This window comes from Streptomyces scopuliridis RB72, assembly GCF_000718095.1.
GTDB lineage: Bacteria > Actinomycetota > Actinomycetes > Streptomycetales > Streptomycetaceae > Streptomyces > Streptomyces scopuliridis.
Genome location: NZ_JOEI01000050.1, coordinates 1 through 11,378, shown reverse-complemented (window position 1 = coordinate 11,378; position 11,378 = coordinate 1). Strand labels below are relative to the sequence as shown.

At 66.7% G+C, this 11,378-nt stretch carries 10 protein-coding genes and 1 pseudogene; 8 read left to right on the top strand and 3 right to left on the bottom strand.

All coding sequences use genetic code 11. The features are described 5' to 3' along the window. The 3 genes from rph to IF11_RS0135670 all read left to right on the top strand — a co-directional run. A partial coding sequence (gene rph / locus IF11_RS0135685) for a rifamycin-inactivating phosphotransferase (protein WP_030355966.1) occupies positions 1–2,173 on the top strand: 2,173 nt, incomplete at its 5' end. A gap of 640 nt (positions 2,174–2,813) precedes the next feature. Further along, the gene (locus tag IF11_RS0135675; RefSeq protein ID WP_030355965.1) at positions 2,814–3,755 is read left to right on the top strand and encodes a hypothetical protein; all 942 of its coding nucleotides are present in this window, start codon (positions 2,814–2,816) and stop codon (positions 3,753–3,755) included. Positions 3,756–3,882: 127 nt separating this feature from the next. After that, on the top strand, positions 3,883–4,797 hold the full coding sequence (locus tag IF11_RS0135670) for an IS982 family transposase (RefSeq protein ID WP_030355964.1): 915 nt from the start codon (positions 3,883–3,885) through the stop codon (positions 4,795–4,797). 18 nt (positions 4,798–4,815) lie between these two features. Here the strand turns inward: IF11_RS0135670 and IF11_RS0135665 are convergent, their stop codons facing one another. Continuing rightward, positions 4,816–5,100, bottom strand: coding sequence for a hypothetical protein (locus IF11_RS0135665; RefSeq protein WP_030355963.1), 285 nt, complete (start codon positions 5,098–5,100; stop codon positions 4,816–4,818). Positions 5,101–5,485: 385 nt separating this feature from the next. Here IF11_RS0135665 and IF11_RS39760 point away from each other — a divergent pair. After that, a pseudogene (locus IF11_RS39760) lies at positions 5,486–6,562 on the top strand (IS630 family transposase); the annotation flags it as partial. 18 nt (positions 6,563–6,580) lie between these two features. Here the strand turns inward: IF11_RS39760 and IF11_RS0135650 are convergent. Next, on the bottom strand, positions 6,581–7,198 hold the full coding sequence (locus IF11_RS0135650; protein ID WP_051746488.1) for a hypothetical protein: 618 nt from the start codon (positions 7,196–7,198) through the stop codon (positions 6,581–6,583). A gap of 397 nt (positions 7,199–7,595) precedes the next feature. Here IF11_RS0135650 and IF11_RS0135645 point away from each other — a divergent pair, with 397 nt between their 5' ends. The 4 genes from IF11_RS0135645 (at position 7,596) to IF11_RS0135635 (ending at position 9,919) form a co-directional block, all read left to right on the top strand. Continuing rightward, entirely contained in the window at positions 7,596–8,549 is a 954-nt protein-coding gene (locus tag IF11_RS0135645; protein WP_030355961.1) for a DUF5996 family protein, read from the top strand. Positions 8,550–8,842: 293 nt separating this feature from the next. Beyond that, positions 8,843–9,280, top strand: coding sequence for a replication-relaxation family protein (locus IF11_RS42845; RefSeq protein ID WP_280521097.1), 438 nt, complete (start codon positions 8,843–8,845; stop codon positions 9,278–9,280). After that, complete coding sequence (locus tag IF11_RS42840) at positions 9,168–9,665, top strand: replication-relaxation family protein (RefSeq protein ID WP_280521098.1); 498 nt, start codon at positions 9,168–9,170, stop codon at positions 9,663–9,665. The genes IF11_RS42845 and IF11_RS42840 overlap by 113 nt, the downstream gene beginning before the upstream one ends. Then, positions 9,548–9,919, top strand: a complete 372-nt coding sequence (locus IF11_RS0135635) for a VOC family protein (protein WP_244888279.1) — start codon at positions 9,548–9,550, stop codon at positions 9,917–9,919. Before IF11_RS42840 ends, IF11_RS0135635 begins: the two co-directional genes overlap by 118 nt. Before the next feature lie 224 nt (positions 9,920–10,143). Here IF11_RS0135635 and IF11_RS0135630 read toward each other — a convergent pair. Beyond that, on the bottom strand, positions 10,144–11,378 hold a 1,235-nt coding region (locus IF11_RS0135630), incomplete at its 5' end, for a hypothetical protein (RefSeq protein ID WP_211266773.1).

The following is an 11,378-nucleotide window of genomic DNA, read 5'->3' as shown; positions in this document are numbered from 1 at the left end:
GCACGTCAGCCGGTGCTGGGCCTCGCTGTTCACCGAGCGGGCCGTGACCTACCGCCGGCGGAACGGCATCGACCACCGTACGGTCCACATGGCCGTGGTTGTGCAGCAGATGGTCTTCCCACATGCGGCCGGCGTCCTGTTCACGGCCGACCCCGTCACGGGCAACCGGAAGGTCGCCACCGTGGACGCCGGCTTCGGCCTCGGCGAGGCCCTGGTCTCCGGCCTGGTGAACCCGGACGTCTTCAAGGTGCGACACGGCGAAGTCGTCGTCAAGGCGATCGCCGCCAAACAGCGTGCCGTTCACGCCCTGCCGGCTGGCGGTACGCAGGAAGTGACGATCGACTCGCAGCGGCAGGAGCAGCCGGCGCTGACGGATGCGCAGGTCGTGCGGCTCGTGCAGCTCGGGCGGCGGATCGAAGCGCACTTCGGCCGCCCGCAGGACATCGAATGGTGCCTGGTCGATGATGGCTTCCAGATCGTTCAGAGCCGGCCGATCACGACGCTGTTCCCCATCCCCGAGGTTCCCCATCCCCACGAGACCGGCGACCAGGAGAATCACGTCTACGTCTCCGTCGGTCATGGGCAGATGATGACCGACCCCATGAAACCCCTGGGGCTCTCCGTGTGGCGGCTGACGGCCATGGCGCCGATGCACGAGGCCGGCGGGAGGCTGTTCGTCGACGTCACCCGGCGCCTGGCCTCGCCCGCGAGCCGCGCCGGCCTCCTGGACGTCATGGGGAGAGGTGATCCGCTGATGAGGGACGCGCTGGAGACCGTCCTCGACCGCGACGATTTCGTTCCGTCGCTCCCGGACGCGGGTCCCGGCGGGCCGCCGGCCAGCGGTGCGTCCGCCCCGATCGAGACCGATCCGGCCATCGTCACCGAGCTGATCGAGCGCAGCCAGGTGTCCATCGCCGCCCTGGAGCGCGACATCCGGACGAAGACCGGACCGGCGCTGTTCGACTTCCTGCTGGAGGCCTTCGAGGAGCACAAGCGAGTCCTCAGCGATCCGCTGAACCTTCAGGCGATCATGGCGGGGATGGAGGCCACGTGGTGGCTCAACGACAAGCTGCAGGAGTGGCTGGGCGAGAAGAACGCGGCTGACACGCTCACGCTGTCCGCCCCCGACAACGTCACGTCCCAGATGGGACTGGCGCTGCTCGACGTCGCGGACGTGATCCGCCCGCAGCCGGAAGTGGTGGCGTTCCTGCGGGGCGTCGAGGACGAGGGCTTCCTGGACGAGCTGGCGAAGCTCGCGGGCGGGACCGAAGCGCGCGACGCCATAGAGGCCTACCTCGACCGGTACGGCATGCGCTGCGTCGGCGAGATCGACATCACGAGGCCACGTTGGCGCGAGCGCCCCACCACGCTCGTGCCCGTGATCCTCGACAACGTCAGGAACTTCGAGCCGGGCGCCGCCGAGCGGCGCTTCGAGCAAGGGCGGCAGAAGGCGCGGAAGAAGGAACAGGACGTGCTGTCACGCTTGCGGTCCCTGCCGGACGGGGACCAGATAGCCGACGAGGCCAAGCGGATGATCGACCGGGTCAGAACCTTCATCGGGTACCGGGAGTACCCGAAGTACGGCATCGTCAGCCGCTACTTCGTCTACAAGCAGGCCCTGCTGGAGGAGGCCGAGCGCCTCGTACAGGCCAACGTGCTTCCTGAGAAGGAGGACATCTTCTACCTCTCGTTCCAGGAACTCCACGACGTCGTGCGCTCGAACCAGGTGGATGACCAGCTCATCCAGCGGCGCAAGGACGCCTTCCGGTCGTACCACGCGCTCACACCGCCCCGGGTACTCACATCGGATGGTGAGGCCGTCACCGGGGCGTACCGGCGCCACGACGTGCCGGCCGGTGCCCTGATCGGCCTACCGGTTTCCGCCGGGACCATCGAGGGAAGGGCCCGCGTCATCCTTGACATGGCGGAGGCCGATCTCGAAGCGGGCGACATCCTGGTCACGGCCCACACGGACCCCAGCTGGTCGCCGCTGTTCGTCGGAATCGCGGGCCTGGTGACGGAGGTGGGCGGCCTGATGACCCATGGCGCAGTGATCGCCCGGGAGTACGGCTTGCCGGCCGTCGTGGGCGTGGAGCAGGCCACCCGGCTGATCCGGGACGGGCAGCGGATCCGCGTGCACGGAACCGACGGGTACGTCGAGATCCTGCCTTGACCGACCACACCGGGAAGCCCCATCCGTAGCGTCCGACTGAACAACGCCAAGCAGTCGATGACCACCCCACGACCGCCGTCCGCAACGCGCACACGCGAACACGACCCGTAACTGTTCTTCACCTGGGAAGTGCCTCTTCCGCTACCACGTACAGGACCCTCAGAGCGCTGCCCGAACGCCTGGAAGCTGGGGGAGGAGATCGCCCCGCTCGGCTACAAGGGCAGCTACCAGCGTGTTCGCGCCTATCTGTACAAGAAGCGCACGTCACCCCGGCCCGAGTTTGGACAGCGCTGGGGTACTTCCCAGGGCCGCATCGGGGTGCTCCTGGTGAAAGGTCCTGGTCATGCCGCACATGTCCAAGGTCTAGTCCCCCTCCCGGTAAGGTTTGCCACGCCGCTCCTTGACGCGCAAACGTTGCCGGTCGCGGCACTAGATGATCAACTCCAAGGGTACGACTGAGCGTTGCATCTGGCGGCTGAGGGCTTGAATCGGCGGCTCCTCGTGCTCCAGCAGTTTTATGTGCACCCGTCGGCTGATTCTCACTCCTCCTGAGTGATGACATGGATGCGCCCGGCGGTTGACGTCCGTGGGGGCAGTGGTGAATGAGACTTGAACTCCGTTGCTTGAATGGGGAGTTCAAGTGGATCGATGGGATCGGGCTGGGCGGGTCGCGGCGTATGGGGCAGCGCTGGCGCTGACGCCTTACCTGCTGATCAAGGTGTCGTGGGTGGTCGGTTCGCTCTTGGGGCTGCTGCCGGTCGGGACCGGGTTCGGCAAAGCGGAGTGGGTGGTACTCAACAGCGCCACGATCGGTATGGCAGGGATCGGGATCGCGGTGGCGCTCGCGCTGGTGCGGCCGTGGGGGATGCGCATACCGGCAGTGCCGTTGGCTTTCTGTGCTTGGGTCGGGACGGGGTTCCTCGTCCCGGTGTTGCCGTACGCCGTTCTCAGTTCGCTGCTGGGCTCGGAGGATGGCAATCCGAAGAGCGGGAGTGACGCAGGCCCGTCGATGCCGGCCTGGGAGGCCGCGCTGGTTCAGATCGGGTTTGTAGGCATGGGGCTGGGTCTGGCCATCGCCCTGCCCACGTACCTGCGGCGGCGCTGGCCGGACGCGTTCGCGGGTCGGCTCGGGGACGGCGGAGAGGGCTCGCCAAGGGCGCTGCCATGGATGGCCGTGGTCGGCGCCGCAGTCGGTCTTATCTGGCTGTACTGGGCGGTGGGCGGCACCGCAGGGGTCGCCCACCGCGGCGAGCGGGACCTCGCTTGGCATGTGCTGTCCGGCGTCTTCGGGCTCTGGGCCTTCGTGGCGTCCGCCGCCACCTGCGCTGCCGTCCGAGGCCGGCCCGCACGAGTCCCCCGATGGGGCCCGATGGTGCTCGGCTGGCTCGGCTCGGGCTCGTTGTTCGCCTGGAGCGGCTGGAAGCTTCCGTTCACCCTGTACCTGGCGGTCGCGCAGCCGGCCAATGCGGCCCTGCCGGAAAACCTCGCGCTCGCGGCGGTCCTGCACCTTGCAGCAGTGGGGGCGGGCGCCGCAATGCTGCGAGCGCTCGTTCGTACGCGGCTGGTGTCATCGAACTCGTAGCCGACCCTCTCCCGCGTGCCTCGCTCGGCAGGCTGAGCGCTTCAACGGACGAAAGGCGCCACGTGAAGCGCTCAGCCACACAAGGGGTGCTCGCGAAGACGAGAACGAGGGCGCCCAAGATCATTGTGTGACGAACAACCTGGACACCCTCGCGACAGCACTGTATGCGGCGACCGACGATCTACTGAAACAGCGCCCGGACCTGGCGCCGCGGCGGCCCGCCGTGGGTATCTCGTCGCAGCTCACCGACGCCGAGCTGGTCACCCTCGCGATGATGCAGGCAATGCTCGGGTTCACCTCCGAGGCCAGGTGGCTCCGGTATGCCCGGGCCCACCTTCGCCACCTCTTCCCGTACCTGCCGCAGCAACCCGGCTACAACAAGCGGCTGCGCAAGGCCGCCGAACTGCTACGTCGCATCACCCGAATCCTGGCCACCAGCACCTCGGTGTGGAGCGACGACGTGTGGATCGTGGACTCCACACCCGTAGAATGCGGCCGCTCGCGGGAGACCGTCAAACGGTCCGACCTGGCCGGATGGGCCGAGTACGGCTACTGCGCAAGCCACAGCCGCTTCTTCTGGGGTCTGCGCCTACACCTGATATGCACCCTCCAGGGGCTGCCCATCGCCTTCGCCCTAACCGGAGCCAAGGCCGACGAGCGCGAGACCCTGCTTGACCTGCTCGCGGCCGAACCACACCTCCTCGCCGCCCGGCCTGCCCAGACAGTGATCGGCGACATGAACTACTTCGGCCGCACCTTTGAGCACGAACTCGCCCAGCAGGGCATCCAGTTGCTACGGCCGACCCGCAAGGGCGAACAGCAGCGGCCCGGCGGATCGCTGTTCAAACCGCTGCGACAAGTCATCGAGTCGGTCAACGAAACGTTCAAGGGACACCTCAACCTCGAACAACACCGAGGACGCACACCCCGCGGTGTCATCACCCGCGTCCTGCAGCGCATCCTCGCCCTGACCGCCGTGATCTGGCACAACGATGCCACCGGACAGGACACCCTCCGCTCGCTGACAAGGTACGACCACTGATCCCTTGGAATTGATCATCTAGGCATGTGCCTCAACCTCTCCGGCCATGACCTGGGGAGCGTTAGGAAGTAGTGACGCGAGGTTGTCCCGCACAAAGTCCGACGCCCTCGTGATCGACTCATCGGCACCGGCTTGGTCCCGGAAGACGCTGGTCGAGAAGACCACTCCGTTCCCGGGATTGATCCAGTAGAAGGCCACGAAGCCAGGGATCTGGCGAACGAGGGGAATGAATCCCTCGTTCACGAGGCGGCCCACCTCGGCAGGATCGGTTACCCCTTCGTACCGGCGGACTGCTGCGTACATGGCGCTCCTTGCGGGTTCGGGGTGGATCCTTTGCTGAGACGCCATACCCGCGCGGCAGGTATCCGCCTCGCGAGGCGTTAGGCAATCACCGGAAAGGCCGCCTCCAGTGACGCCAATGGCGCCGCTTGGCGTCGAATGGGATGTCTGACCCGATGGCGCCCACCTGCTGGCCGCAGTGGAGTACGTCGCCGATCCGGTCAAGGTCCCGGCCACTGACTTCGCGAAGTACACGCTGGTCGGGCCGGACTGCCGAGTACCACTGCAAGTGGATCCGCGAGGCGTTCAAGTTCCGTCCGTCGATGGTCGCGGACGAGAAGGCGCTGGCCGAATGGCTCGCCGCGGAAGTCTGTCCGGTCGAGCTGGTGGAGGACCGGCAGCGCGGGGCAGAGGAACCGGGTCGGTGGTGACATGGCGGCGGGCCCAGATGGTGCTGCTGTCCGCGCAGGGACTGCCGGTCGCGAAGATCGCCGAGGTGTCGTTCACCAGCGACGACCGAGTCAGGGACGTAAGCCACAACTTCAACACCGACGGCTTCGACTCGCTGTATCCGAAGTACCCCGGTGGCCGCCCCAAGACGTTCACGCTGCCCGAGCGGCGTGAGATCAAGAAGATCGCGAAGTCCAAGCCGACCGAGCACGACCTGCCGTTCTCGACCTGGAGCCTGACCAAGCTGGCGGATTTCCTGGTCGCCGAGGGGGTGGTCGACGACATCAGCCATGAGGGCCTCCGCATCCTCCTCCGCGAGGAAGGCGTCTCCTTTCAATGCCTGAAGACCTGGAAGACCTCGCGCGATCCGGACTACGCGGCCAAGAAGGCCCGCGTCGAGCACCTATACGCAATCGCCGACGGCGAGGTCATACCCGAAGACGGTGAGCCTGAAGTTATCTTCCGCTTGGACGAGTTCGGGCCTCTCAACCTGATGCCCCACCCAGGGGCCGGCAATGGGCCGAACGCGGCAGTAAGCACAAGAACCCCGACCGTGAACCACGCCGGCGGCGACGAGCCATCTACAACCGCCACGGCGGGGTACGGCACCTGTTCGCCGCCCTGGACTTGGCCGACTTGGCCAAGGACAAGCTCTACGGACACATCAAGCCGATCAAGCGGCCCACCCAATTCCTGGAGTTCTGCCGCTACCTGCGCACCCTCTACCCGCCGACGGTACGGATTGCGATTGTCTGCGACAATTTTTCCCCACATCTGACCGCGAAAAGGTGCCAACGCGTCGGCACCTGGGCCGCAGCAAACAAACGTCGAGACCGCCTACACCCCTACCAACTCATCGTGGCTCAAACGCATCGAGGCCCAATTCACGGCCCTGCGCTACTTCACCCTCGACGGCACCGACCACGCCGACCACAAGGAACAGGGCAGCATGATCCGCCGCTACATCATCTGGCGGAACAACCACGCTGCCGACCAACGCCTCCGCATGGTCGTGGCCAGAGCGAACGTCGCCTGAATCCGACCACGCCAGCGTTTACGACTGCGGGTCGGGCCCCGACCTATCCGGCATCACCGCCGGCTGAGCCTGACCGGCCAGCCATGTCTTCACCCCGTACCAGGCGGCTTGTTCCTCGGCCTCGGTTCCCCACCACCAGGTGAAGGGCGAGTGGTCGGACATCAACTCTTCCCGCCACCAACTAACGCTGTCAGCCAGGTGTCGGCGGGCGACCGGGCTCATCTCCGCCTCCCATCGGGCGAGCCACGGGGTGATCGAGGAGCTCGCGGTCACACAGCTCTCGAACACCGCACACGCGGAGATAGGCGGCGACTCCGTCCGCAAAGTCTGCGTCCACCACGCTTCCAGGAAACCGGCCAATGCCCCGGCCTGCTCGCTGGGCCACCGCGACCAGCCTGCCGCGGCCAGTCCACGGGCCATGAGATCGGGCTCGGTCACGCCCTCGGCGAGCACCACGACGAGCTGCGGCAGGACCCGCCGAATGATCGCGGGCTGGTCATCCCAGTGGGAGGGATGTTTCTGCGCGACCCGACGGACGAGGTCCGTCGGGAGCGGGACGCCAGGAGTCCGCAGTAGCTCGACCTCGCCCTTGTCGAAGCACTGGCCACAGCCGCTCTCGTCCGCTTGAGCCGTCATACCGCCGAATGCCTTCGTAACCCTTGCCACCGCCGCGGCGAGAACATCGCCATCTGGAGAAGTCACCGTGCATCCCGTCAAGACTCCAGCAGGCTGCCCAACCGAAGAGAGCGACGTTACCAGGCGGCAACTCAACCATCGGAACAGGGCAAACGTTCTCTGCTACGGCACTGGCTGTACGCGGCGATCCGGCGCGATCACCGTGCCGGCATGAAGATGCGCGGCTGCTGACCCAGCACGTCGGATGCCCGGCGCCACTGAGCGGGCAGGACCCTGACCTGCGTGTGAGAATTGGGTACTGGATCGCAGTGAGGCCCGCCGGTCGCTGCATGGGGGAGCGGGCGCAGCACCCGACGGCCTGTCCCGCTGATCCCATCGACACGCTGGGAGGCTCTCTGTGAGCGAACGTCTCAATGCGTGGCCGACGCTGGTCTATGAGGACCTGGCGCCCATGGTTGACTACGTGAACCGGGTGGTACAGGTCGCAGGCAAGTACACCCTCGACGAGCCCTTCGAAGTCGGCTGGGGAAACACCGTCCTCGATGTCACCCCCCGGGGGCTCAGTACGCCAACCCTTCGGCAGCGAGGCGTGACCTTCGCGGTGCACTACAGCCTGCTCGACGGTGGCGTGGTCATCGAGGCTGACAATGGCTCGCGGACGGTGCCGTTGTCCAAGGGATCAGTCGCCATGTTCTATGCGTCCTTCTGCGATGCGGCAGACGAGCTCGGCATACACCGACCGCGCAGCTCGTTGATCTGCGAGATTCCGGATGCCCCGCCGCGCTTCGAGGACGATCACGTCGAACGCACCTGGGATGGCCACGCGGCCCGGCTGATCTGGACAGCGTTGAACCTCGCCGCTGACGGGCTTGAGGCGTGGCAGGCCCCCTTCCTGGGACACCGCCCCCGGGTCGGTGTGATGTGGGGCGGCTTCGACCTGTCCGCCACGCGCTACCGGGCGCAGCCCACCGTGCCGACGCCCCACCAGCCGCCGTTCATGCAGAACGCCCAGCTCGACGCGTACGTGTCGGTGGGATTCTCCTTCGGGGATGCAAAGGCGCCGAACGTGGGCATGTACGCGTACATCTGGCCCCAGCCGGACGGTCTCGGGGGCCGGTCCTGGGGTGTTGAGGGCGCCGCCTGGCATCCCGAGGCTGGTCTGGTTCGTTTGCCGTGGGCCAAGCTCAGGGAGACAGCGGACCCGCACCAGGCCATTGTGGCGTTCGGTGACGCCGTCTACGATGCCGCCGTCGAGACGGCAGGCTGGCCGTCCGACCTCGTCGGACCCCGCGTAGAGGGTTGGTACATGAGCCGGACACCGCCCGCGCTCGTCCAGCACCAGCGCGGCTGACTCAGGTCGGGATTGGTCCTCAAGGCCGACTCCTGTGGGTTCCATCTCGACGGCCCCGCTGAACGTCCTGCGGAGGGCCTGGAAGAGAGTGCCGCGTCCAGTGCCGTGAACGAGTCCAATGTCGTGCCCATCACCGCAGCTCACGCCGCCCGCCAGGGGGCCTCTCGGGACGCCGAACCTCTCTCTTCCCTGAGGAGTCAGCGAACAGGAAGAGGTCCACTCCCACGGCTGCGACGGTACGGGCCGACGCGCTGCGGATGCTGGGGTGCGTGCGGATAGCCACGGTCCGGCAGATGGCTCAAGTGATCACAGCAGAGGATGCCGACGGCCGGTCGTACGTGCGCAGGGCGATGAAGAAGCCGGCGGAGCTGGGACTGGCGGCGACGAACGGCAAGGACGGCCAGCACCCGATCCGGAACCTGACCCCGGTAGAGCAGAAGGCTCTGGCCGAAGGCAACGAGCTGCTGCCCCGACCGAAGGCCGGCACCGGCGCGAAAGCGGTGAAGGCCGGGTTCGGTCCGCACGGCGTGGCGGTGACAGACACGATCCTCGCCTACGGCAGCCGACGCTCGCTGACCGACCGACTGGCAGCTGGAGGTGAACCACGCCATCAAGGAGATCGTCCTGAGCTTCAACACCGACGCCGTCCTCGCCCAGCCCACAGCGACCAGCGAGGTCCGCCTCTTCGAGCTCGACAACGGCACTATGCCCCAGACACGCCTCGCACGTGAGGTCTGGGACCACGAGCGCTACGCCGGCCACCGGGTCTGGGGAGGAGCACGCGTCACCAACGGCAGCACGTACCCGTTCCGGCAGCGCCACCGCTACACCCGCTCCGAGCGCTTCCCGCGGCTGCACGTCGTCCTGGCGGGCAAGGAGGAGCACCTGCTCGACAACCACCGCCAGGCGCTCACAGCCGAAGTGCTGGTGCTGTCTGCCCGCAATTTGGTGGCGGACCGAGCGGTGCTTCAGGCAAGCTCTCGTGCATGGTCTCGGTATTGCAGAATGTGGCGATCGACTGTGCGGATGCCTATGAGCTGGCTCGGTTCTGGAGTGAGGTGCTCGGTTGTCCGCTGCATCGGGAGGACAAACCAGGTGATCCAGAGACTGAGGTGATGCTGCCGGAGGGCCCGCTGCTGCACTTCAACCAGGTGCCGGAACCGAAGACGATCAAGAACAGGCTTCACCTGTGTCTGCGTCCGAAGACCACGCGCGAGGAGGAGGTCGAGCGACTACTGAACGTCGGGGCCACCCTCGTCGACGATCGCCGGGAATCCGATGGTGCCGGCTGGGCTGTCCTCGCGGACCCTGAGGGCAATGAATTCTGTGTTCTCCGCGGTGAGGCCGACCGCGCAGCGATGTCTTCTTGAGGCTCACACGCGCAACGGCCGGTTGCCCCGCGGTAGCTGGTCACAGCCATTCGTTGATGGCCGCGACGAGGACGGTCGCTACGTAACGCCACGCGAGCTTGTCGTACCCGGTGGTCACCGCCCGGTGCCATTTGGGGCGATGCGGGAACGAGCCGACGGGGGAGAGAGCACCCAGGCCAGCAGCCGACCACTCCGCCGTCCGTTCGTCGGCCGGCCCACTTCCTTCACAGACCGCCCGCGCGCTTGACGTCCTCTATCCGGGAAGCGATCGCATTGCTGCTCTTGTACGCCGTGTTGGCCTTCTTGAACGACGAGACAAAGGTGGAACCTGCTTGCTTCAAGCGGTTCGCACTCAGGTGGTCGAGGGCCTTACGGCACTGGAGGGTGGATTCCGCAGCGTCGAGGATCAACTGCTGCCACAGCGCCTGACCACGGGCATCAGGAATGCGGAAGTATGCGTAGGCGTCAATGGCTGTGCGGCCGAAGCGCTCGCAGACAGGACGCAAGCGAAACAGATAGCTGGGCTGCTCCTTCCCCTCAACGAAGGCCCGCTCGATCTCGATAAGCCTGCCCCGTTCCCGGCGGAACCTGGCCAAAAGGTCCTCTCCTCCAAGGTCACTCCAGGCATCCACTTGCCGCGCCTTGGTATGAGGAGCGACCACGCGAGCCTTCAGCCGGGTTGACACCTGCTGGACTTCTTCCTGGACAGCACGGACGTTAGCGACCTTCTGAGGTGTCCGGTTCTGCCGGTATGCCGCCTCGGCCGCCGACACAGCCAGCGCCGCAACGCACACCACCGCCACAAGGCCGCGCCGACCGGTAGGCCTGTCTCGTCGCAGCGGCCCCACTGCGACCGGCCGCGGCCGGTGGGACGCACGCGCCCTGCGGATGCCCGACACAGCCGCAGCGACTGCGAAGGAGGCGACGGTAGTGGTCATCAGCGTGAAGTCCAGCACGATGTGCAGATCGAGCCAGTCCCTGAGCCAAGCAGGCCGCCGAACGCAGGACGAGCTGAACACACTCAGCTCGTCGATGCAGCCATCAAAGAGCAGCAACACCACAACGCCGATCGTGCCCACCAAGGCCGCGACCTGCGCCGCGATAAGGGTCATGAGCGGCCGGTACCGTCGCGCACGCCCCGCTGCGATCGCACCGGCCGTCACCGCTGACACGGTCAAGGCGACGTACATCCAGGCGAGGAAAAGCAGCCCCTGAAGGTTGGTGCCCTGCACAGGCGGTCCCGTCAGACCGGTACGGGGATAAGCCACAACGGCCACGACTGCGACCCAGCACCCCACGCCACACAGCAACCCCGTCAGCAGCACGCCTCGCAGCCGCGGCGGGCTCTGCAACGAGGGCTCCACTGCACCTTCGATGTCGATCACGGCGCCGTGCGTCCACGGCCGCACCGCGGAGGCCGGCCGCGGTACCCAGGCGGCCAACGGCACGACCCACAAAG

What these genes read in the sequence shown, in the direction of transcription:
- IF11_RS0135650 (WP_051746488.1), bottom strand. Translation starts at nt 7,198, where the DNA reads ATGACGGCTCAAGCGGACGAGAGCGGCTGTGGCCAGTGCTTCGACAAG.
- IF11_RS0135665 (WP_030355963.1), bottom strand. Translation starts at nt 5,100, where the DNA reads ATGTACGCAGCAGTCCGCCGGTACGAAGGGGTAACCGATCCTGCCGAG.
- IF11_RS42845 (WP_280521097.1), top strand. Translation starts at nt 8,843, where the DNA reads ATGGCTCAAGTGATCACAGCAGAGGATGCCGACGGCCGGTCGTACGTG.